Source organism: Streptomyces sp. NPDC050416 (assembly GCF_044458845.1).
Classification (GTDB): Bacteria; Actinomycetota; Actinomycetes; order Streptomycetales; family Streptomycetaceae; genus Streptomyces.
This window is the reverse complement of the sequence record NZ_JBITII010000014.1, coordinates 119,261-141,360: the sequence shown is the minus strand read 5'-3', so window position 1 is coordinate 141,360 and position 22,100 is coordinate 119,261. Positions and strand designations below refer to the sequence as shown.

Annotated in this window: 18 protein-coding genes, 2 tRNA genes and 2 pseudogenes; 12 read left to right on the top strand and 10 right to left on the bottom strand. The window is 68.9% G+C overall.

Annotation, left to right across the window (positions count from 1 at the left end; all coding sequences use genetic code 11):
* Positions 1-3: 3 nt before the first annotated feature.
* Both ACIBL4_RS35030 and ACIBL4_RS35025 read right to left on the bottom strand, forming a co-directional pair.
* Positions 4-4,803 (bottom strand): PAS domain-containing protein, encoded by a 4,800-nt coding sequence (locus ACIBL4_RS35030; protein ID WP_399415815.1) that lies wholly within the window; start codon positions 4,801-4,803, stop codon positions 4-6.
* 333 nt (positions 4,804-5,136) lie between these two features.
* Positions 5,137-5,538, bottom strand: a pseudogene (locus tag ACIBL4_RS35025) (SSI family serine proteinase inhibitor); the annotation flags it as partial.
* A 436-nt stretch (positions 5,539-5,974) separates the two neighbouring features.
* On the opposite strand from ACIBL4_RS35025, the gene ACIBL4_RS35020 reads away from it, so the two are divergent.
* Positions 5,975-6,065 (top strand) — tRNA-Ser (locus ACIBL4_RS35020).
* A 60-nt stretch (positions 6,066-6,125) separates the two neighbouring features.
* On the opposite strand, the gene ACIBL4_RS35015 is transcribed toward ACIBL4_RS35020, so the two are convergent.
* On the bottom strand, positions 6,126-6,962 hold the full coding sequence (locus ACIBL4_RS35015; RefSeq protein WP_399415814.1) for an arginase family protein: 837 nt from the start codon (positions 6,960-6,962) through the stop codon (positions 6,126-6,128).
* 166 nt (positions 6,963-7,128) lie between these two features.
* On the opposite strand from ACIBL4_RS35015, the gene ACIBL4_RS35010 reads away from it, so the two are divergent.
* Positions 7,129-7,201, top strand: a tRNA-Arg gene (locus ACIBL4_RS35010).
* Positions 7,202-7,274: 73 nt separating this feature from the next.
* Here the strand turns inward: ACIBL4_RS35010 and ACIBL4_RS35005 are convergent.
* On the bottom strand, positions 7,275-7,532 hold the full coding sequence (locus tag ACIBL4_RS35005; protein WP_399415813.1) for a hypothetical protein: 258 nt from the start codon (positions 7,530-7,532) through the stop codon (positions 7,275-7,277).
* 445 nt (positions 7,533-7,977) lie between these two features.
* Between ACIBL4_RS35005 and ACIBL4_RS35000 the strand changes: the two genes are divergently transcribed.
* The gene (locus ACIBL4_RS35000; protein WP_399415812.1) at positions 7,978-8,241 is read left to right on the top strand and encodes a GntR family transcriptional regulator; all 264 of its coding nucleotides are present in this window, start codon (positions 7,978-7,980) and stop codon (positions 8,239-8,241) included.
* A 49-nt stretch (positions 8,242-8,290) separates the two neighbouring features.
* Here the strand turns inward: ACIBL4_RS35000 and ACIBL4_RS34995 are convergent, their stop codons facing one another.
* The 3 genes and pseudogenes from ACIBL4_RS34995 to ACIBL4_RS34985 all read right to left on the bottom strand — a co-directional run bounded on the left by ACIBL4_RS34995 (position 8,291) and on the right by ACIBL4_RS34985 (position 10,089).
* On the bottom strand, positions 8,291-9,127 hold the full coding sequence (locus tag ACIBL4_RS34995) for a protein kinase (protein ID WP_399415811.1): 837 nt from the start codon (positions 9,125-9,127) through the stop codon (positions 8,291-8,293).
* Positions 9,128-9,197: 70 nt separating this feature from the next.
* A complete protein-coding gene (locus ACIBL4_RS34990; protein WP_399415810.1) occupies positions 9,198-9,641 on the bottom strand; it encodes a glycine-rich domain-containing protein in 444 nt (147 codons plus the stop codon).
* A gap of 206 nt (positions 9,642-9,847) precedes the next feature.
* Positions 9,848-10,089: pseudogene (locus tag ACIBL4_RS34985) on the bottom strand (hypothetical protein).
* 113 nt (positions 10,090-10,202) lie between these two features.
* On the opposite strand from ACIBL4_RS34985, the gene ACIBL4_RS34980 reads away from it, so the two are divergent.
* Complete coding sequence (locus ACIBL4_RS34980; RefSeq protein WP_399415809.1) at positions 10,203-11,543, top strand: hypothetical protein; 1,341 nt, start codon at positions 10,203-10,205, stop codon at positions 11,541-11,543.
* Here the strand turns inward: ACIBL4_RS34980 and ACIBL4_RS34975 are convergent.
* A complete protein-coding gene (locus ACIBL4_RS34975; protein WP_020274944.1) occupies positions 11,521-12,054 on the bottom strand; it encodes an NUDIX hydrolase in 534 nt (177 codons plus the stop codon). The two genes, ACIBL4_RS34980 and ACIBL4_RS34975, sit on opposite strands and share 23 nt — an antisense overlap.
* Before the next feature lie 588 nt (positions 12,055-12,642).
* Here ACIBL4_RS34975 and ACIBL4_RS34970 point away from each other — a divergent pair.
* Both ACIBL4_RS34970 and ACIBL4_RS34965 read left to right on the top strand, forming a co-directional pair.
* On the top strand, positions 12,643-13,311 hold the full coding sequence (locus ACIBL4_RS34970) for a zinc-ribbon domain-containing protein (protein ID WP_399415808.1): 669 nt from the start codon (positions 12,643-12,645) through the stop codon (positions 13,309-13,311).
* A 5-nt stretch (positions 13,312-13,316) separates the two neighbouring features.
* Positions 13,317-13,955: an NPCBM/NEW2 domain-containing protein gene (locus ACIBL4_RS34965; RefSeq protein WP_399415807.1), complete on the top strand. Its 639-nt coding sequence runs from the start codon at positions 13,317-13,319 to the stop codon at positions 13,953-13,955.
* A 1,294-nt stretch (positions 13,956-15,249) separates the two neighbouring features.
* Here ACIBL4_RS34965 and ACIBL4_RS34960 read toward each other — a convergent pair.
* The gene (locus tag ACIBL4_RS34960) at positions 15,250-16,122 is read right to left on the bottom strand and encodes a hypothetical protein (RefSeq protein WP_399415806.1); all 873 of its coding nucleotides are present in this window, start codon (positions 16,120-16,122) and stop codon (positions 15,250-15,252) included.
* 158 nt (positions 16,123-16,280) lie between these two features.
* On the opposite strand from ACIBL4_RS34960, the gene ACIBL4_RS34955 reads away from it, so the two are divergent.
* Both ACIBL4_RS34955 and ACIBL4_RS34950 read left to right on the top strand, forming a co-directional pair.
* Positions 16,281-16,607: a GYD domain-containing protein gene (locus tag ACIBL4_RS34955; RefSeq protein WP_399415900.1), complete on the top strand. Its 327-nt coding sequence runs from the start codon at positions 16,281-16,283 to the stop codon at positions 16,605-16,607.
* Positions 16,608-16,839: 232 nt separating this feature from the next.
* Complete coding sequence (locus ACIBL4_RS34950; protein ID WP_399415804.1) at positions 16,840-17,634, top strand: hypothetical protein; 795 nt, start codon at positions 16,840-16,842, stop codon at positions 17,632-17,634.
* A 37-nt stretch (positions 17,635-17,671) separates the two neighbouring features.
* Here the strand turns inward: ACIBL4_RS34950 and ACIBL4_RS34945 are convergent, their stop codons facing one another.
* The gene (locus ACIBL4_RS34945; protein WP_399415803.1) at positions 17,672-18,148 is read right to left on the bottom strand and encodes a MarR family winged helix-turn-helix transcriptional regulator; all 477 of its coding nucleotides are present in this window, start codon (positions 18,146-18,148) and stop codon (positions 17,672-17,674) included.
* A gap of 105 nt (positions 18,149-18,253) precedes the next feature.
* On the opposite strand from ACIBL4_RS34945, the gene ACIBL4_RS34940 reads away from it, so the two are divergent.
* The 4 genes from ACIBL4_RS34940 to ACIBL4_RS34925 all read left to right on the top strand — a co-directional run bounded on the left by ACIBL4_RS34940 (position 18,254) and on the right by ACIBL4_RS34925 (position 22,096).
* Complete coding sequence (locus tag ACIBL4_RS34940) at positions 18,254-18,649, top strand: HGxxPAAW family protein (RefSeq protein WP_399415802.1); 396 nt, start codon at positions 18,254-18,256, stop codon at positions 18,647-18,649.
* Between the two features lie 59 nt (positions 18,650-18,708).
* Positions 18,709-19,581: a DUF2797 domain-containing protein gene (locus tag ACIBL4_RS34935; protein ID WP_399415801.1), complete on the top strand. Its 873-nt coding sequence runs from the start codon at positions 18,709-18,711 to the stop codon at positions 19,579-19,581.
* 161 nt (positions 19,582-19,742) lie between these two features.
* Entirely contained in the window at positions 19,743-20,483 is a 741-nt protein-coding gene (locus tag ACIBL4_RS34930; RefSeq protein WP_399415800.1) for a response regulator transcription factor, read from the top strand.
* A complete protein-coding gene (locus ACIBL4_RS34925) occupies positions 20,480-22,096 on the top strand; it encodes a sensor histidine kinase (RefSeq protein ID WP_399415799.1) in 1,617 nt (538 codons plus the stop codon). Before ACIBL4_RS34930 ends, ACIBL4_RS34925 begins: the two co-directional genes overlap by 4 nt.
* Positions 22,097-22,100 lie beyond the last annotated feature (4 nt).

The window sequence follows — 22,100 nt, the reverse complement described above, 5'->3', positions numbered from 1 at the left end:
GGCCTAGTTGGTCCCGATCCGGGAGAGCAGCTCGACGATCCGGGTCTGCACCTCGCCGCTGGTGGACCGCTCCGCGAGGAACAGCACCGTTTCGCCGGAGGCCAGCCGCGGCAGGTCGGCCTGGTCGACCGCGGCCGTGTACACGACGAGCGGGGTGCGGTTGAGCTGCCCGTTCGCGCGCAGCCAGTCCACGATCCCGGCCTGCCGCCGGTGCACCTGCATCAGGTCCATCACGACCAGGTTCGGCCGGAACTGCCCCGCCAGCGTCACCGCGTCGGCGTCACTCGCCGCCCGCGCGACCTGCATCCCGCGCCGCTCCAGCGTCGCCGTCAGCGCGAGCGCTATCTCCGCGTGCTGCTCGATCAGCAGCACACGCGGCGGGTGCTGCTCACTGTCGCGCGGCGCCAGCGCCTTGAGCAGGACGGCGGGATCGGCACCGTACGCCGCGTCCCGCGAGGCCTGCCCGAGTCCGGCCGTGACCAGGACGGGCACCTCGGCGGCGACCGCGGCCTGCCGCAGCGACTGCAACGCCGTACGCGTGATCGGTCCGGTCAGCGGGTCGACGAACAGCGCCGCCGGGAAAGCGGCGATCTGCGCGTCGACCTCCTCGCGCGAGTTCACGATCACGGGCCGGTAGCCGCGGTCGCTCAGCGCCTGCGAGGTGCTGACGTCCGGGGCCGGCCACACCAGCAGCCGCCGCGGGTTGTCCAGCGGCTCCGGCGGCAGCTCGTCGTCCATCGGCTGCGGCCGCGGCGGATCGGCCACCTCGACGGCACCGCCGGGCCCGTCCAGCGGCTCCGGCCCCTCGGCGGCGTTCTCGTCCGGCGCGCCTATGGCGTACGACCGTCCGCCGCCCTCGGTCATCTGCGCGAGCCGCGACTGACCGGCGAGGGACGGCTGCGCCGGAACGGGAGCGGGGGCCGGGGCGGTGCCCTGCGCGGTGCCTTGTGCGGGAGTCGGCTCGGCCGTCGGATGCGGGCGCGCGGCGTGCTCCGGGCGGGGCGCCGGTTCCTGGCGGGAGGCCTGTTCGGGCCGCCCGCTCCCTTCCGTCCGTGTGGCCGGGTCGGGCGGTGTGCCGAGCTTGCGGCGCCGGCCCGATCCGCCCGACTGGTGCGGGGGCGGCGTCGCCGACGACTGGGGCGCGGGCGCGCCCGGTACCTGCGGGGCGGAGGCCGGACGTGCGGCGGGCATGCCCGACGGCTGCTGCACCTGGGCCGCCTGCCGGTTGAACGGCACGCCCTGGCCCAGCGTCCGCACGCTGATCGCCCGTCCCTGTGTGGAATTCGGGTCGACGGGCGCGGCCGCCTCCGCGGGCAACGGCTGAGCCGCGCGATGCGCCTGCGCCGCGCCCTCCGGAGGCAACGGGGTGCCGGGGGCCGGGGTGTGGCTCTGGGGTGCCGGAGCCGCGGCCGGGGCCTGGGCCTGGGCTGCGGGGGTGCCGTTCGGGTGTACGGGATGGGCCGTGCCGTTGGGGGCCACGGACTGTGCCGGCTGTGCCGCACCGTTCGGCGGTACGGCGACACCGGCTCCCGAGCTGTCGTCGGCGGCGGGCCAGGGCTGTGGCTGGGGGGCGGGGGCGCCTTGGGCCGGGGCAGGGGTGCCCTGGGCCGGCGTGCCCGGTCCGGGCGCGGCCTCGGCGGGCAGCGGCTGACCGGCGGAAGGCTGCTGCTCCGGCGCGGCGACGCCCTGCTGCGGCAGGGGCTGTGCGCCGAGGGGCTGGTTCGGGGACACGGGCTGAAGCGCCTGCCCCGGGAGAGCCGCCGCCTGCACGCTGTGCCCGAGACCGCCCGGGGCGGGGACGGACACGCCCTGCGGAGGTACGGCGACACCTTGCGGGGGTACGGCGACACCTTGCGGTTGGGGGATGTTCCCCTGCGGGACGTTCCCCTGGGGATGCATGGCGTTGGCCTGTGGGTGAGCGGCGTTGCCCTGCGCCGGAACCGCCACGCCCTGCGGCGGCACGGCCGTACCGGGAGCGACCTGCCCGGCGGCCACCCCGGCCTGGCTCACCGGAACCTGACCGGTGACGTCCTGCTGCGCGGGAACCCCCTGCGCGTCAACCCCTTGCACGGACCCCGCGGGCACGGCCCCGGCCGGCACAGGAACCTGCTGTCCGGCGCCCTGCACCGGCACACCGGCCACCGCACCCGCCGCCGTACCCGGCGCCTGCGCTCCGGCCCCGTCGGTCGGCTGAGCCGCCACGGCCCGCCGCCGACGCCCGGTCGGCGCACTCGTGGGATGCGGCTGAGGCGGAGTGTGATCGGCGGACTGGTCGTGCGGGACGGCGTCGTGCCGCCCCTCCTCGGCCACCCCGGCGGCAGCCGAACCGTGAACCGCCACGCCCCCGTGCGCGGCCTGGTCCGGCACCTGCCCGTGACCGGGCACGCCACCTGGCGCGACCTGCTGCCCCTGATCGGAGGGGCCGAACGGGCCGGACGGGTCGGAGAGGGCGGCCGGGGCCTGATCCGCCTCGGCCGGCGGCAGGGCGAACACGGGACGCGGCCCCGCCGCGGCAGCCTCCTGCGCAGCCGCCCGCTCGGCCGCGGCAGCCAGCGCCCGCCGCCGACGCCCGGTCGGCTGCGAAGTCTGCCCCTGACCCTGCCCCTGCGCCGCATCAGCGGACCCGCCCGCGGCCTCGCCGGACGGCGCGGGCAACGCAGGCGGCAGCGCGTGCTGCTCACCGGGCTCGCGCCGGGCCCGCTGCCCGGAGGGCGGCGCGGGCACGCCCTGCGGCGGAACGGTCCCGCCCAGCCCCGTACCCGAGGCGGCGGTCCCCGCCGCATGCTCGGCGGCCGTGACGACGGCCCCTTCGGCGACACCCTGGACGGCACCCCCGACGGGCAGGGCCGGAACCGCACCGGCGTCCTCGGCCGCACGCCGCCGCCGCCCGGTACCGCCCGATGCGGGCGCGCCCTCACCGGAAGCCTGCGCGGGAAGGGCGGCCGGTTCCCCGGCGGCCCGCCTCCGCCGCCGCCCGGTGGGCTCACCCTCAGCCGGGACATCACCGTCCAGGAAGGCATCGGTGGTGACCCGCCGCGCCCGGCGCCGCCCCCCGCCAGAAGTCTGCCCACCGGACGTCTGCCCGTCATCGGCAGCGTCGCCGACTGCCTGGCCGGCGTCCGCATCCGCGGCAACGGCCCCGGCCCCGCCCCCGATCGGCACTTCGAGGACGTACGCGTTACCGCTCATCCCCGGCACTTCATGCGTCTGCAGCACGCCGCCGTGAGCCCGGACGATCCCGCGGACGATGGGCTCGTGCACGGTGTCGCCGCCGGCGTACGGCCCGCGCACTTCGATGCGTACGACCTCGCCGCGCTGCGCCGCCGCCACCACGACGGTGTTGTCCAGGTAACCGCCCGCCGACACGGGCGTGTTGCCGGTCGCGTCGACCCCCGCCACGTCCGCGACCAGATGCGCGAGGGCGGTGGCGAGCAGCCGGGGATCGACCTCGGCCTCGATGGGCGGCGCGTGCACGGCGAACTGCACCCGCCCGGGCCCGATGAGCTCGACGGCCCCGTCGACACCGGCGGCGACGACGGCGTCCAGCATCACCTTCGTACGGGAGATGCCCTCGCCGCCCGCGTCGAGCCGCTGGTAGCCGAGGACATTGTCGATGAGGGTGGTGATGCGCGAATAGCCGGCGGACAGGTGGTGCAGCACCTGGTTGGCCTCGGGCCACAGCTGCCCGGCGTCGTCCGCCGCCAGCGCGGCCAGCTCGCGCCGCAGCTCCTCCAGCGGCCCGCGCAGGGACCGCCCGAGCAGGGTCAGCAGCTGCTCGTGCCGCGCGGCGAGCGCCTCGTACCGGTCCTTCTCCCGCTCCCCGAGGGCGGCGTACCGCTCCTCGTTCGCGCCGAGCGCCTCGGCGTGCCGCTCGTGCAGCTCCTCCAGCTCGGTGACGTGCTGCTGGCGCAGCGCGGTCAGCTCGGAGGCGTGCTCCTCGGCGATCCGCTCCAGCTCTTCCGCGTGGCGCTTTTCCGCCGCCTCCTTCTCCTCGACGACGGCGTCGTACGGCCGCCGGTCGGTGAAGGTCATCACGGCGCCGACGAGCTGGTCGCCGTCGCGCACGGGCGCGGTCGTCAGATCGACCGGCACCTTGCCGCCGTCCTTGGCGTACAGCACCTGCCCGCGCACCCGGTGCTTGCGCCCGGAGCGCAGGGTGTCGGCGAGCGGCGACTCCTCGTACGGGAAGGGCGATCCGTCGGCGCGCGAGTGCAGCACGAGATCGTGCAGTGCGCGCCCGCCGAGATCGCTGGCCCGGAAACCCAGTATCTGAGCGGCGGCCGGATTGACGAGCACGATCCGCCCGTCGGTGTCGGTCCCGACGACGCCCTCGGACGCGGCCCGCAGGATCATCTCGGTCTGCCGTTGCGAACGCGCGAGCTCGGCCTCGGTGTCGACGGTCCCGGTCAGGTCCCTCACGACGAGCATGAGCAGCTCGTCACCGCTGTACCCGTACCCGTCGTAGGCCTGCTGCCCGTTCTGCAGATTCGCGCTGGTGACCTCGACGGGGAACTGCGTCCCGTCCGTCCTGCGCGCGATCATCCGGGTCGGCTTGGTCCGGGCCTGCGGATCGAGGTGCTCCGGCCGCCGCATGGACCCCGGGATGAGCTTGGAGTCGAACTGCGGCAGCAGGTCGAGCAGCCCGCGGCCCACCAGAGCGGTCCCCGGCGTCTCGAAGGCCTCCAGGGCGATGGTGTTCGCGTTGACGACCGTGCCGTTGGCGTTGACCAGCACCAACGCGTCGGGGAGGGCGTCCAGTATGGCTGCGAGGCGAGCAGCGCCTCGGGATGGCCTGCTGCTCACGAGACGCTTCCTCCCTGTTACCGCACCTTGCCGACCGCTCGGGCCATCTTGCCAACCGTCCCGCGGCGTGTCACGCGAGGGAGTCTAAGGGCTGCGGTTGCGCTCGCGACGCCGGATGAGAGCGAGGTCGCACGAGGAAGTGACCCCGAACCGACGACCGAGTAAGCGGAAACGCCCGCCCTCCTGCAAGGACGTCGCGGGACCTTCGCGGGACCTTTACGAGGTCAGCGTTTCTGTACCTTTTCGCCCGGCTGGCCGAATGGGGCCGTGAGGTGGCCGGATAGGGGCGAGTGCGGCGACACGGGGCGGAACCGTCACGGGCTTCCCTCCGGGGCGTTTCTCGGACGTCATGTCCGGCAGCAGCGGCACGAGCCGGTCCCAGCGGGCGATCCCGCAGCCGTCACGGCGGTCGTACGTGGCGTCCACGGGCCGCCCGGCCCAGGTGCCGGTGACGTGCGCGGTGGCCGGTCCGCCGTACTGCATGGTGCAGAAGCCTCCTTCCGGGGCGGGTGCGAAGACGTCCTTCCCCCACCGCGTGTCCCGCTCCAGGACGGCACAGGCTCCGCGCGGGTCGGGATGACTGCCGCCGTGGGGCCCGCAGTACAGCTCGTACGTCCCGTCGACCTCACCGCCCGCGTTCCGCACGGCGACGGTGAGATGGTCCCGGTCCGGGCCCTGGCCCCCCACGAGCCGGGCCGGGGACGGCCCGGCCTGGCCGTACGCGGACGGGGACACCGCCGCCAGCGCCCCGAAGGCGGCGACGGAGGCGGCGGCCCCGACGACGAGCCGCCGCAGACGGGGACGGGCGGTGGCCGGGAAGGCACCGGAGGTCTGAGAGGTGACGGCGGTCTCAGGGGTGACGGAGGAGGCACCGGAGGCCGGCGAGGTCCGGGACGCGTTTCCGGGGGCACCCCGGCGAATGGCATGCGACATCGACATGACCTGACTAACGCGGCGCGGCCCACTACGTTGCGCGCCGGTCGGCGGCGCCGCACGACTCCACCGCACACCCACCCGCCCCGCGCCCCCCGATACAGGCTGCAGGGGCCGCACAAGGCCTTTGCCCTGCGACCTTCCCGCCTAGTACCGTGGGGGTCGATTGGTGACAGCACGCTCGACTGTGTCATCATCGGCACGCACCGACTCGCGCTCGCGCGGGCGGATGTGCACTGGAGGCGTCGCCTAGTCCGGTCTATGGCGCCGCACTGCTAATGCGGTTTGGGCCTTAAAGCCCATCGAGGGTTCAAATCCCTCCGCCTCCGCACTCCGACCAGGGAGTTCGGCCCCACGCGGCTGGACTCCCTGAGTCGTTCAGGCCGTCTTCACCGATCGGCCCCGAACAGCCCCTCCACGATCCGCCGCAGCACCGCCTCCTCCTGGCCGGCGGCTTCCGACCGCTCGTACTCGGTGAGCGCGAGGCCGGCGAGAGTGAACTCCTCAGTCAGTGCCCGCACCGCCCCGACCAGCTCCTCCACGCCGAGCCCGCCCGGCTCGGGCGTACCGACGGCCGGGAACACTGTCGGGTCCAGGACGTCGAGGTCGATGTGCACGTACACCGCCTCGGCGCCGGTGGCGCGCACGGCAGCAAGGAGAGGCCCTGGTCCCGCCAGCTGCTCGACGCCGAGGTGCCGTACGCCGCGGCTCGCGACAAAGTCCTGCTCACCCGGGTCCAGCGACCGCGTGCCCGCCAGCACGACGCGGTCGGCCGCCAGACTCCGCGCGGGCCGCAGACCCTCGGGCCCGTCGCCGATGAGGGCGCGCAGCACCATGCCGTGGAAGGCTCCGGAAGGCGACGACTCGGGGGTGTTGAGATCCCCGTGCGCGTCGAACCACACCACCGTCAGCCGGTCCCCGAACGCGCAGAGCGCGGCCTCGACCGGCGCGAGGTCGACCGCGCAGTCGCCGCCGACGGTCACGGCCGGCTCGCCTGCCGGAACCTCGGCCAAGGCCGCGCGCACCGCCACCAGATGGCGCTCCAGCACATCGGCGTTCCGCACGCCGCCCCGCGCCTCGCCGACGCCGTCGTCGATCGTGACCGTCCGCCGTCGACCTGCGGGTATCAGCCCGGCGAGCCAGGCGGCCCCGCTGGGCAACCGACGGGCCGTAGGGGCCCCCGACCCCTGCCACTGCGCCACCTCGAGCACCACCGGACCGCCCACGAAGGCTCCCCTCCACCACTCGAACACGAGGCCCCATCTGAGGCCATTTATGCAGGTCACAAGGGGTATGGCAAACGGATTTCACATGGCGGCGGCAGTCATGTAATGTTCTTCCTGTCGCCGCGAGCGAGCCACAAGGCCCGGGAGCGGCGAAAAAACAAAACAAGCACTCGTAGCTTAACGGATAGAGCATCTGACTACGGATCAGAAGGTTGCAGGTTCGAATCCTGCCGAGTGCACACAGATCAGGAGCCCCGGAGAGATCCGGGGCTCCTGGCGTTTTGGACCGCTTCGCCGGCTAGTTCAGATTCTTCAGCCGCATCCCCGGCTCTCGGCGATACGGAGCGCGTCTGCCAGCGCTTCGGTCAGGCGCTCGGCGAGGAAGCGGAGTTCTCCGGGCGGGGTGTCCGGCAGCATGTTGTAGGAGTGAGCGAGGAGTTCGCTGCCCATGCCGAGCTGGATCGACTCTGTGACGTCGGCCAGCCGGGACACCGGTCCGCCAAGGTCGTCGGTGATCAGGTAGCTGCGCTTGCCTTCACCGCCGGGGAGCAGACGAAGATCGTTCGGCATCAGGCCGCCTCCAGCCCGTGGATCCAGTACGGGCCGGCGGTCGTCTCCTGGCCCAGGGCGGTGGTTGCCATTTCGCGTCGGCGCTGCTCGTGGGCGGTCACGTACGGACGTACCGACCTCACTGCGGTGGCGTCGAGCGGACTGTCGTCCAGTGCATACGGGCTGCACGGCAGCGGTGGCCAGGAGGCCCGAGGGACGTCGGTCGGCAAGACCGAGCTGGGAGGCTCGGAGGGCATGTCCGCACCGCGCCCTCCCTTCAGCAAGAGGGAAGCCCAGGCGGTGAGGAGGCGGATAAGGTCGGTCACGTCGTCAGCTCCGATCGGTTTGGCTGGTGGCCGCGCCCCCGGACGGCGGCATCCGTCGCGGGGGTTCTTCACAAGTCAGCGCGGTGTACCGCGGTCTACTGCGGTCGCGCGGTCTACCGCAGAGTTCTAGCGTCCACCGCATGTGTCCCGAGCTTGACCGCACTCGTCCCGTCTGGCGCCAGGTCGCCGCAACCATCGCCACCCGCATCGCTGACGGCGAGTACCCGGTCGGTGCTCGTGTCCCCTCCGTCGTCGAGTTGTCGGCCGAGTTCGGCATCGCCAGCTCGACGGCACAGAAGGCGCTGGCTCATCTCAAGGCGGAAGGACTCATCCGAGCCGAGGTCGGCCTGGGCTCGTTTGTCGCCGAGCGGCCTGTGGAGGCCGACGCCGAGAAAGAGGCGTAGGCACCGATCCCGCTCCCGTCCCTACAGTGCCGGATGAGGCGCTTGCGGGTCAGCTAAGGGCTTTGGCCACTTCGTAAAGGGTGGGCCTGTCCTCGGGCGCATGGCTGAGCATGGCGTCGATCAGTTCGCCTAGCTCACCAGGCACCTTCACGGGGCGGCGTCTGCCACTGGCCACGGCCTCTCTCTGGACGGGGCGTGGAGCGTCATCCGGGTACTCGACAGCCCGCCAACCGGTGGCGGAGATGAGCAGGGAGGAGCCGAGGGCGTAGATGTCGGCTTCTGGCGTTGGCTCGGCTTCACCCGTGGCGAGCACGCTGCGCGAGATCTCCGGTGCTTCGTAGTGGACGAGACAGCCGCGGAAGGGGAAGTCGTATCCCTCGGGGACGCGTCCGCCTCGGGCTAGAGCCAGGTCGATCAGGTGCGTTCGTTCCGGCCCGATGATGAAGTGGGCGGGCTGCACGTCACCATGGGCCCAGCCCTTGGCGTGCAGTTCGGCCAGGGCCTCGACACAGCCCAGCGCCACGCCGGCGGGCGGTGCGACGGACGAGCTTTTGCTACGGCAGGGCTCCCACAGCCGGTACAGGTCCGGCCCTTCATGCCACGGCTGGAAGTTCCACGTCCCGCCCTCCCACTCTCCGTATGCGAAGTCGTCGAAGCCGAGGCGATGCAGTACGGCACCCTCGCGTGCGGGCGCGAGGGCAGTCCAGGGCTGGGCGGGCCAGTCGGCCGTAGCCTCGATCGGATAGCCGACCTTGACGGCGTAGTGACCTCGATGACTCTGCACCTCCCAGACCATGGAGCCCCGGCGGTTCAGGACCAGGCGCTGAGACGTGGGCATCAGGGCGTCGAGCACCACGATCGGCAGTTCAGAGGGTGAGCCGGACAACGTCTGTTCTCCTTCCGGGCGAACGCGGCCGACCACGAGTCGAGGCCGGCCGCGCCGCTGCTGTCTTGTGCTACGCCTGGCCGTACGGGCGGCCGCAGTCGGAGTCGCACTGGGCAAGGTTCGTGCCGTTCACGGTCCACAGGTCGTCGAAGACCATGAACCCGGCCGTCTTCATGGCGCGTGCCGAAGCGGCGACCTGCTTCGGGTCACGGCCGCCACCACCGGGCTTCGGGTTGTGGTGCAGAAAGCGGCCCGCGTACCGCTCGCACAGCTCGGCGTACTCCTTCGTGTGCAGGATGAGCGCGTGCAGACCCAGGTCCACGTCGTCCGACGGGACCATGGGGACGGTGGCGGTGGCTGCGGTGACCACGAAGGCGACCGCCTGGTCCGCGATCCGCTCGGCACGCTCGGGTGACTGCCCGTTGTGGACGACCACGAAGTGGGCGAGGCTCTGGAACAGTTCCTCGCCAGCCACCGCGCGGCCGGCCCTTTGCTCGTTCGCCGTTGCCGTCATGCGAGTACTCCCTTTTTGGGTAGTGGAGCGTGGCACTTACGGAGTTGGGAGGCCGCCCCGACGGGGGTGGGGGAACCGGGGAATGAGCACCCGTCCGGGGCGGCCGGTCTACTGGCCGACAGCGAGAGCCATGCCGATCACCAGGCCGCACGACCCGCTGATCATGATGATGAAGAGGACTCCCGCGTATCGGCCGATGGCGCGCATCACAGCCCGTCCCTGCTGTTGCCGTTCCTGATGGCCAGGCGTGCGCTCAATTCCTCCCGAGCACTCGGCTGCACCACCATGTCCGGCATGGCGTCCCACTCCCGGCCGCCGCCGATGGGCCGTATCTGCACTCGGCCGCCGAGCTCACCATGACGATGCCGATACGTCCCTTGGCGGTGTCCTTCGCCAGTTCACCGATGCCTGGTCTGGTCTGCTGGTTGCTCGCCATGCACACGAGCATCGCGATCGGAAGGCCGCCGCTAAAAGGTCAGGCTGATTACCCAACTTGGGTAACATCGCGGGAAGTAGAGAACCAGCGACGTTGCGTAGCCCTCGCAGTGTGGGAGCTTGCCGATGCCCGACCCGGACCGGCCGCAGGAACTGCCGGCCAGGCTGCTCACCGATCCCGAGATGATCGATGCGTGTCGGGTCCGGGACTTCGCCAGAGTCTTCCGGCTGGTGAAGGTCAGGGCGGGGATCTACCCGTCGATGATCGCCCGGCGTTGTGACCTGACGCCGAGCCGAGTGGGCGAAGTCATCGCAGGCCGACGCCACTTGCAGCACATGGATGTCATCGAGCGAATCTCAGACGGCTTGCGCATCCCAGGAGACATGCTGGGGCTTGCTCGCCGAGCGTGGGAGACGCCTCAGGCCCTGGTGGTCGACGAGCGCGAGGCGCCCCAGATACCGGAAGCCGAGCAGCCTGCCCCCGCGTCTCTGCCAGGTCCTGACGTGGACAGCATCTTGGCGCTGGCCACGCGAACCAGTCTGAACAAGGCCACGCTTGAAGCCTTCCGCTCTTCGATCGAGGACTACTGGCGACGGGACGACCAGCACGGTGGCGAAGCACTGCGGCCCGCCATCGTTGGCCAGCTCCGTTATGTCGTCGGACTCTTGAAGGAGAGCCGTCCGCCGTCGATCCAGAACGGTCTCTACGGCATCGCGGCCGAGCTGGCCCGCCTGACAGGCTGGACCTACTTCGACGCCCGCCAGTACAACCAGGCCCGCGCGTACTTCACGGAGGCCCTGCAACTGGCGAAGGAGATCGACGACCGGCAGTTCATGGCCAACGTCCTCGCCTGTATGAGCTTGCAGGCGACCTACCAGGACAAGCCCGCGGACTCGTTGGCACTCGTGACCGCAGCCCAGGATCAGGCTCGGTCAGCACTCGGCAGTACGCCGCGCGTTATGTCGATGCTGGCCATGCGGGAAGCATTCGCCCACGCCACACTCGGTAACCGTGATGACACGCACCGGGCGATCGGGGAAGCACACAGCCAATTCGAGCGGATCGGGGCGAGCGATCCGGACCCCTCATGGGTGACCTACTTCGACGAGCCGAAGCTCGTCGTGGACACGGGCATTGCCCACGGCCGTCTGGGCGAAGCGGCGACCGCCGAACCTTTGATCGCAGACGCCCTGCGGCGGGAGGACCACACCAACCAGCGAGGCCGCGCGTTCCACTCGTTCTGGCTGGCCCGTACGCAGCTAGACCAGGGCAAGCTTGACCAGGCGTGCAGCACCGCCACGCAAGCTCTGGAACCTGCCTCGGCGGTGGCCTCCGAGCGGGTATCAGGGCATCTCAGGGAGTTCTACGACCAGTTGGCCCCTCACAGGCAGGAGCCCGTAGCCCTTGCCTTCGAGGCACGACTACGGGAACTCCTCCCGCCGGTCAGCGGATCGCTTCGTCCATGAGCAGGTAGAGCAGCCCTACGAGAGATCCGCTGCTCACGACCTCGCGGCGGTCTATCATCCCGCGCACCTCTGAGAGGGGGATCCACTCGATGCGGTCGGATTCGTTCTTCTCTGTGGGCGGACCGGCGTAGGTGGCGCCGTCGATGCGGAAGACGTGGTGCTGTGAGTCGGTGATCCCGTTTGCCGGCTCGGCATAGATCAGAGGCTTGATGGGGCCGGGGCGCCAGCCGGTCTCTTCCAGGACTTCGCGGGCGGCAGCTTCTTCCGGGGTCTCGCCGTCCTCGACCAGGCCCATGGGCAGTTCCCAGGCCCAGGAGTCCGTGATGAAGCGGTGCCGCCACATCATCAGGACCTCTTGGCGGTCGTTGACCACGGCGGCAACGGCCAGGTGCCGGAGGCGGACGACGTGGTACTCCCACCTGCGTCCGTCAGGCTGTTGGACGTCGACCAGACACAGATTCACCCACTTGTTCGTGTAGACCTGTCGCTCACCGTGGGTCTTCCACTCCATACCTGCGGCCCCTCTCACGCGGTACACCCAGCATCGCAGACCAAGCTGGAGCTGGGCACGAGATTATCGTCAATGCGACGACACGCTGGGATCTGTGCCAGCCCACTCACTATGCGATCACTTCGTCAACTGCCTTGTGGCTACTGAGGTAGGACACCCACCGAGCGGCAGCAACGCACCCGTCCTCGCACGATGATGGGATCAGTTGAGACCTCCGATACAAGATGCGGGCGCGGCCGAGTTGGCGCAACATGAGTACTAGGACTAGGAAGATCCTCGATTAGGCGGGGGCTACCTATGAGGCGTCAACTGCAGCCACTTGCCCAAAAGGGCACTCGCATCAGTGGCGGCGCACCAATCGTTGTCACCTATTATTCGATATGCGGCGCGTCACTGTGTCCTGGTGATTCACTTTGAGTGGCCATCGCCCCACCCAGCCGAGCGTCCACTGCCACGACGACTGAGGTCACAACGTCTTCCCCTAGGCAATTTCACCGCTACTTGGCAGACAGCTGCGCTGTGCGCGGTGGGTAATAGTTGCGGCAAACATTGAATGTGTCGAAGAATCGCAAGGAAAGGTGTCAGGCGATGACGACCGACATCAAGAACTGCCCCAATTGCGGTGTGTCAGTAGAGAATGGCGCCTCCTTCTGTCATAACTGTGGGAGCAGGCTCGAACAACAATCTGCTCCCTCGTCTGAACCCTCTTCAGGTGATGCTCGTCGGCAAAGCTGGGAAAGGGCGAACATGGTCCCGAAGCAGGTACAGCTTCAGATTCATTTTGTCCCTCGACGTGACTGGCCCCTGATTGCCGCTGCCGTGTCCCTGATTCTCTGCTTTCTCATGCTCTTTCCTTCATGGATATCAGGGGACGTTGACGCTAATGCGTTTGAAGAGATAGGTGAAGGTCCAGGGCTTCGAATTGCTGGCCAGATTGGACCGGTTCTGATAGCCATCATAGCGATTTTGGTGCTGTTTTTTATAGCGCTTGGTCTAGCTAGCGGCGGGCCGCAATACTCTATTGTCGCTTTGGTGTTGACTTCCAATTTGTTCGTAATATACCTCGTCGAGGCAGGGGTTGTTTACGAATACATAGATAAGGGCAATGAGGGGGGGCTAGATATCTCGATGGGTGCTGGCATATGGCTGGGCCTTGCTTTTTCATTCCTCACGCTGTTTCTGCTCGGATTGGCCCATGCCCTTAGGCGAGGGCTCGTCGGGATCGATGTCGCTCGCGTAGATGCAGACAATACCTGAGGGCTATGGGGGATCTCATGCTAACCGGCAGAGGATACCGACTAAAGTCCCGGACAGTAGCTCGCTCGGCCGCTACCACAATTGCAGTAGCGGCGATTATGACACCGATAGCCTGCGGCTCGGAGTCTGAACCTGGTCAGACGACGGCCACCGAGACGCGTGCAGTTACCTCGGCAGAGCCTAGTCGGAACTCTACCCGGTCAGAGAATGCTGGAGAATCGCCTACGTCGCAGACTGAGTATCTTACTGATGTTGAGCCACTTTCATTTACCTATCCTGCAGAGGGAGGACCGGCCGATATAAACGGGAAATACTACCCGCGCAGTGTTATAGAAGCGGTTGACAAGACCTCCATTCCGGCTGTCGAGCTCGAATACAATATCGGTCGTCGATGGGACAATTTCGGTGCCGTGATTGGTATCCGAGACGACTCTCCATCTGAATGTTCAGTGAAGTTTGACGTGTTTGTCGACGGCAAGTCTGTGTATCAGCATGTGATTTCTATAGGTGATTCAGTAAGCATCTCCATTCGGATTCACAAGTCTTTGCGCTTGAAGCTCTCCGTCAGCTACGCTGGCCCAATTGAGCCTCGTGAATACTGCTATGCAGCATGGGGTGACGCGCGACTAATCAATAAGCCGTGATTTGGAATGCGCCGAGAGCCGCTGCGGCGGTGACCGGCAAAAAGATCGTCCGCAGCCAGAGGTGTAGCTCGGCCTCAGGGCGCAACGTGGAACCAGGAAGATTTAATTCGGATTCGGGGACTGCCGATGACGAATGAGTCGCGACCCCACTGCACGAATGGGCATATCCCTCCGCCAGGCAAGGCGGCGTCAAGGTTCTGCGTACTTTGCGGAGCGCCAATAGTCGTTACATGTCCCCTCGGCCATGAGGTGAGACCAGCTCCTTATTGCAGCGTGTGCGGTGAACCGATAACTTCTATACGGCTCCCTTCACGCAGAGACGACGGCGCTGCCATCGCCTCCCACTCCCGACCCGCAGATACCACCTTCGGGGGCCCACGCACGGCCCACAGCAAAAAGCATAGACGGAGGTTGCTCACTGCCCTCGGAGTCATGCTCCTCGTCATACTCATCGGCACCGGGTCATACTTCGGTATCACTCATCTGACAAATTCAGACTCGGGTAAGACAGCGAATACCGTGCCCACATCCGAGGCCCCCTCGCCAACCGCCAACGAGCCATCGGTATCGGTTGACGCCCGGCGCCAACAAGCCGCAGATCTTGACAGCCTGCTCGACAGAAGTGCCGTGGATCGGGGCAGAGTGTCCACTGCAATCGGGCAGATCGAGAGATGTACGAATCTAACTGGGGCCCGGAAAGAGCTTTCTGAAGCGGCAGCAAACCGTGAGAGGCTTGTGCGAGATTTGGGCAGTATGGAGCTGTCCGCCTTGCCTGGCTGGGAGACACTGCGCGTTGACCTTGAGGATGCTTGGGATGCTTCGGCAGATTCCGATCGCAGTTACGCATCCTGGGCGGTTGAGGCGGGGGATGCTGGTTGCCCTCCTGGTGGGCCGGCGCCGCGTACCCCGAGCTACAAGGCTGCACAGCCCACTGATCAGCTAGCTACCGAGAGCAAGGAGGGTTTCGTTTCGCACTGGAATCCCATTGCCTCTGACTACGGATTGGAACAGCGCACCGCAGGATCTTTCTAGACTTCCCTGAGCCGGTGTCTGGCCTCACCCGCGTGCTGATCTGACGGCAGTTCTGACGGCAACGACGGCACACGCTCGCACGCGATCGCCAACCTGGGCGATCGAGGTCAGAGGCTGTCGGCAGGGGGCAGGACGCCCTGCCCGATCCTACGGATCAGAAGGTTGCAGGTTCGAATCCTGCCGAGTGCACACAGATCAGGAGCCCCGGAGAGATCCGGGGCTCCTGGCGTTTTGGACCGCTTCGCCGGCTAGTTCAGATTCTTCAGCCGCATCCCCGGCTCTCGGCGATACGGAGCGCGTCTGCCAGCGCTTCGGTCAGGCGCTCGGCGAGGAAGCGGAGTTCTCCGGGCGGGGTGTCCGGCAGCATGTTGTAGGAGTGAGCGAGGAGTTCGCTGCCCATGCCGAGCTGGATCGACTCTGTGACGTCGGCCAGCCGGGACACCGGTCCGCCAAGGTCGTCGGTGATCAGGTAGCAGCGCTTGCCTTCACCGCCGGTCCAAGGGAGTAGACGAAGATCGTTCGGCATCAGGCCGCCTCCAGCCCGTGGATCCAGTACGGGCCGGCGGTCGTCTCCTGGCCCAGGGCGGTGGTTGCCATTTCGCGTCGGCGCTGCTCGTGGGCGGTCACGTACGGACGTACCGACCTCACTGCGGTGGCGTCGAGCGGACTGTCGTCCACCTGGAGATTCCGGGGCCGGCCACACCTGGATACGGATCTTCTCGGTCGTTTCGGGGCTCTCGTCGGAGTCGACGTCGGCCTCGGCTGCCCGAGCCAAGTTGCTCCGAGACACGCGGACGCGGTTCCAGCCTGACGGGACGTCGAACGTTGCCGCATCGGGGGCGTGGTCCGTGCAGCCCAGAACCATCAGGCGCCCCGACGACACATCGAGGCCGGCCTCAACCACGTGATCGAATTCCGAACTGTCGTCGATCGGCTCCCCAGGCAGGACGACGACAGTGACGGATACGTTGACATTGACCGACGTGCCGATGCCCAGCGCATCCGGTGCAACCGCGAGCTGGTCGGCAACGGCCTGATCCGTCCACGCGTCGCTGAGATCACCGTCCGAGTCGGCATCGGACACGTGTATCTGGAAGTAGTCGGCGAAGAGGGTGAGCTCTGTCGTTGTCGTCATGGCGGCACAGTGCCAGGCAGCACTGACAGCGTCGGAGATGCGCCCCGCTCGACGGGCGCCCATCGTCCGCCCCCCGGCCGTTCGAGGGATGTGAGGGCCGCCGCCGGCGCTTTCCCGCCCCGCGGGGGCATCCCTTGAGGCAACGAAAGGGAGACATGATGCCGCTCTACCTGTCGAGGTTCAGCTACACCCCGGAGACCTGGGCGAGGCTGATCGCCAACCCGGAGGACCGGGCCCGGGCCGCGCAGTCGTACATCGAGTCCGTCGGCGGAAAGCTCCATGGCTTCTGGTACGCCTTCGGCACGCACGACGGCTACAACCTGTGGGAGGCCCCGGACAACGTCTCCATGGCCGCGGTCGCGCTGGCGATCAGTGGAGGCGGCGCGCTGAGCTCGTTCGAGACGACGGTTCTCCTCACCGTCGACGAGACGATCGAGGCCCTGCGAACAGCGGAGCAGGTTCGGTACCGGGCTCCTGGCACGTAGCGGTCCGGATCGGTTGGAGCATCCGGGGTCGGGCATACCGCCGGGATAGGCTGCCGACCTTGGCATGGACCAGCCAAGCTTGATTCCGGGGGGAATTGTGGGGATTTCATCTCGCGGTCGCGTACCGCGCACAGTGACGAGCGCGGCGTTCGCCGCTGTGCTGCTCACCGGGGGAGCGGTTGCCTGCGGAGAGGGCTCGGCGAGTGACTCCCCGAATGAGGGTTCGCGCAGGGTGACGCCCGCGACGGCCGTCGCGAAGGCGGCGGCGGTCTCCGGGCGCATCAGGTCGCTCCACTACCGGGTCACCGGGACCGTGCCGGAGAAGGGCCGGCTGGAGGCCGAGGCATCTATGCGCACGGAACCGGCGGTCATGGAGATGAAGATGAACGCGACCGAGCAGAGCGCAGACGGCCAACTTGAGATCCGGTTCGTCGACGAGGTGATGTACGTCAGCGGGAGCGCGGTCGACTCCGAGAAGCTGGACGGGAAGGGCTGGTTCAGCGCCGAACCGGCTGTATGGGGACGCGGCGCGGTGGACAACAACTCCTACCGCGTACTGCCGCGTCCTATCGAGGGCAGCCCGGTCGCGCAGTCCACGATCCTCACCGCCTCCAAGGACGTGCGGAGGATCGGGACGGAGACGATCGACGGCGCCCGGACCACTCACTACAGAGGAACGGTCATCGGTCGTGGCATCAGCGCCGCCCGTGACGCCGCCGTGAACAAAACGGCTCGGGAGCGCCAGATCGACAACCTTGATCAGTTCATGGCGTTGAGCATCGACGGCACGCTCACCATGGATCTGTGGATCGGTGACGACAACCAGACCAAGCAGTACCGCATGCGGGGCGATACGCGCGCCACACGGGGCGGCACCGAGGGCAAGCCACTCGAGTTCATCGACGGCGAGCCCCTCGACCTGACCGTCACCTTCCTCGACATCAACCAGCCGGTGACCGTGGAGGCACCGCCGTCCGAAGACACCGCCGACCTCGCCGCGTCGGCGGACGAGGTCCACGTCGGCTGAGCGGCACCTGGGAAGACCTGAACCGTGCCGGTGGTGTTCAGTCAGTGCCGCAGTGATCCTCCAAGTAGTCCGCCGCCAGCGCGCTCGCGCGGGTGAACCAGTCGTTCAGGACCGCGATTTCGTCGGGAGAGTAGTCGGCGAAGAGCTGCGTGAGGCGGGCGTAGTACGGCTCGTAGACCTCTCGGACGCGGGCGACCGCGTCGGGCTGGGCGGCTACGCGGATGCGGCGGCGGTCGGTCGGGTCGGGGCGGCGGATGATGTAGCCGGCGCGTTCCAGACGGTTGAGGATGCCGGTGACCGCGCCCGTCGTGACGTGGACGCGGGCTGCCAGGTCGCCGGCCGTGGGCAGGCTCTCCCCGGCCTCGATGACGTAGGCGAAGCAGGTGAGGTCGGTCACACTCAGGCCCACCTGTTGGGCGATCTCGTGCTGCCCGACCAGGTGGGTCGCGATGAGGTGGTCCATCGCCGACAGCGCCTGCTCCGGCGTGGCGGCCGGACGCGGCTTGGCTTGCATTCCCAGATCCCTTAGTTCGTGAGATGTTTGGGCTTTAAAAGGCTTAGTTGGTGAGGGGTTCGCGGGTGCGGGTTCCCCGGGCCTTGGTGTGTAAGGGGGCAGCATATGAGCGCACATCAGTATGACCACGGCCATACCGTCGCGGGATGGGTCGGAACCGGGATCGGGAGTGTCGGGGCCGTCGTAGCGGGGGCGGGGGTGTGTTTCGTCTCCGGTGTGCTGATCGCCGGTGGGCTCGCGATCGGTGTGGTCGGCCTGTTGGTCACCTGGGCGCTGCATTTGGCCGGCTGGGGGAAGGGGCCTGGGATCCGGCCCAGGGAGGAGTGGGGCTGGCGGGTGCGGGACTCGGGGGCGCGGGCCGGGCATGACGAGTGCCTCGGGTGCCGGTTGGCTGGGCGGGGGCGTACGGCGGGCTCGGGCCGCGTGACCGAGGTGGCCAGGGGTGCTTCCGTACGCGGCGAGGCCGAGCCCGCTGCCGTGGGGGCCGACTCCGGGCGCTGAATCGGACGCTGCTGCTCGCCCGACGCCGGTGTCAGTGGTGCCCTCTACGCTCGACAGAGATGGCACAGGCATGGAAGTGCTCGGGGCTGCGGTGGTTGGCCGGTGGTCCCGTGCTGGTGTGGGACGGTGGGCGGCGCAGTGCGCTGACCTGGGGGAAACGCGTGGCCTTCGGGGTCGCGGAGGGGGGTGTGCGGACATGCGTGGGGGCTCGGGGGCATTCCTGTCCGACGGGGGCGGCCGTGTCGGCGCGGAGTACGGGGGCGAGGTGCGAGGAGTGCGCGCGGCTGGACCGGGCGCACTCCGTGGCCGCCGACACGATCGCGGACGACCCGCGGCCGTATCACGTATATCTGGCGTGGTTCGGTCCCGGCATGGTCAAGGTCGGGATCACGGCGGAGGAGCGGGGCTCCGCGCGGCTGCTGGAGCAGGGAGCCGTGTGCTTCAGCTGGCTCGGTGTCGGGCCGCTCATGGCCGCGCGGCGTACCGAAGAGCTGTTGCGGGCCGCGCTGGGAGTGCCCGACCGGATTCCCTACGTCGAGAAGCGGACCGTACGGGCCGTGCTGCCGGAGGCGGCGGCTGACCGGGCCGCCGAGGTCGCCGAGTTGTATGGGCGGGCCGTGGCGCTTCCCGCGTGGCCGGAGTCGCTCGTGCGGGAGCCCCTGCGCGTTGTCGACCACGTGGAGGTGTTCGGGCTCGCCGGGCTGCCCGTCGCCGTCGGGGAGGTGGGTGAGCTCGTCGCCGGCGGGGTGGTGAGCGGGGAGCTCGTGGCTGCCGCCGGGCCCGATCTGCATCTGGCGACCGGGGGCGGGGTCGTCGTGCTGGACACGCGGTTGATGAGCGGGTGGGGGCTGGTGCCTGCCGGGGGTGGGGAAGTGACCGTGCCGGTGCGGGAGTTCAAGGAGGAGGCCGGGGTGCAGGACGGTTTGTTCTGACCCACCCGCTGATGAATCCCGCTCGCTCATAAACCCCGCCCGCTGATGAACCCCGCCCGCCGGCATTCCCAGCCGTTCCCTGAGAAGCGCCTGTGTGTTTCTCAGAGAAATCACAGGCTGCGGAAAGGTGGCTCTCAGAGCGGGCCGACATCGTGTTCACCATGACCACGACCTCGCCCCAGGGGCGCACCGAACTGCTGAGGCCGGACGGGAGCCCCGTCCGAGTGCTCGTGGTGGACGACGAGATGTCGATCACCGAGCTGCTGTCCATGGCCCTGCGCTACGAGGGATGGCAGATCCGGAGCGCCGGTGACGGCACCGGCGCCCTGCAGACCGCGCGGGACTTCCGGCCCGACGCCGTCGTGCTCGACATGATGCTGCCCGACATGGACGGGCTGGCGGTGCTCGGACGGCTGCGCCGTGAGCTGCCCGATGTGCCGGTGCTCTTCCTCACCGCCAAGGACGCCGTCGAGGACCGGATCGCCGGGCTGACGGCCGGCGGGGACGACTACGTCACCAAGCCGTTCAGCCTCGAAGAGGTCGTCGCGCGGCTGCGCGGGCTGATACGGCGGTCCGGTGCAGCCGACCGGCGCTCCGACTCCACGCTGGTCGTGGGCGACCTCACCCTCGACGAGGACAGTCACGAGGTGACCAGGGGCGGTGAGAACATTCACCTGACCGCGACCGAGTTCGAGCTGCTGCGGTTCCTGATGCGCAATCCGCGGCGCGTGCTCAGCAAGGCGCAGATCCTCGACCGTGTGTGGTCGTACGACTTCGGCGGGCAGGCCAACGTGGTCGAGCTGTACATCTCGTATCTGCGGCGGAAGATCGACGCGGGGCGCGAGCCGATGATCCACACCCGGCGTGGTGCCGGTTACCTGATCAAGCCCGCGGTCTCGTGAGCGGGCGGCGACGGCCGAATGCGCAGCAGAGGGCGGGCAGACTGTCGCGAGCGGGCAAGCCTCGCACTCTGCGGACGCGGCTCGTCGTCGCGTCCGTGGTGCTGATCGCCGTCGTGTGTGCGGTGATCGGGACGGTGACGACCCTCGCCCTGCGGTCGCATCTGTACGAGCAGTTGGACGGGCAACTCCGCGGGGCCGCGGCCAGGGCCGCCCAGAGCCCGCCCAGGGATTCCGGCGAGGATCTGAACGGCGGCCCCGACGCGCCCGCGCAGAAGAAGGAGAGCCTCACCGAGTTCGTCACCCGGGGACCGCAGCCGGGCGGCACGGTCGCCGCCAAGATCGAGGACGGCCGGATCACGGAGTCCAAGTACGGCGTGTCCGTGGACAACTACCCGATGAGCGCGAGGTCGTTGAACTCCGCCCAGACCGCCGCGCTCGCCTCCGTGCCGCAGACCGACGGACCGCCGAGGACCGTCGACATCCCGGGCCTCGGCGAGTACCGGGTCGAGTACACGAGCGGCGACAAGGGCAGCTACTACGTCGCCCTCCCGACCACGGACGTCACCAACACCATCAACACCCTCATCCTGGTCGAGATCAGCGTCACCGCAGCCGGACTGGCCGCCGCGGGACTGGCCGGTTCCGTACTGGTCGGCGTAGCCACCCGCCCCCTCCGCCGCGTGGCCGCCACCGCCACCCGCGTCTCCGAACTGCCCCTGCACACCGGCGAGGTGAATCTCAGCGAGCGCGTGCCCGACTCCGAGACCGATCCGCACACCGAGGTCGGCCAGGTCGGTGCCGCGCTCAACCGGATGCTCGACCACGTCCACGGCGCCCTGCACGCCCGGCAGCAGAGCGAGACACGGGTCAGGCAGTTCGTCGCCGACGCCAGTCACGAGCTGCGGACCCCGCTCGCCTCCATCCGCGGGTACGCAGAGCTGACCCGGCGCGGCAGAGAGGACGTCGGGCCCGACACCCGGCACGCCCTCGGGCGGATCGAGTCCGAGGCCGGGCGTATGACCCTGCTCGTCGAGGATTTGCTGCTGCTCGCCCGGCTGGACGCCGGGCGGCCGCTGCAGTTCGAGGAGACCGACCTCGTACCGCTCGTCGTGGACACCATCAGCGACGCCCGTGCGGCCGGTCAGGACCACAACTGGCGTCTCGATCTGCCCGACGAGCCCGCGCTCGTGTCGGCGGACGCGGCCCGGCTCCAGCAGGTCCTCGTCAACCTGCTCGGCAACGCCCGCACCCACACCCCGCCCGGTACGACCGTCACCGCCCGCGTCCAGCGGCGCGGCCCCTGGCTGTGCGTGGACGTCGAGGACAACGGGCAGGGCATTCCCGCCGAGTTGCTGCCGCACGTCTTCGAACGGTTCGCGCGCGGCGACTCCGCGCGGACCCGCGCCACCGGCTCGACCGGTCTCGGCCTCGCCATCGTGCAGGCCGTGGCGAGCGCGCACGGCGGTGCCGTGACCGTCGACAGCGTGCCCGGGCGGACCGTGTTCACGGTGCACCTGCCCGCGCTGCCCCCGCAACCACAGCCGGACATGAACCGGCCGCAGCACTCACAGGCACGCCACAGCGTCACCACATGGGTGCGACAGGGCGCCTGACGAA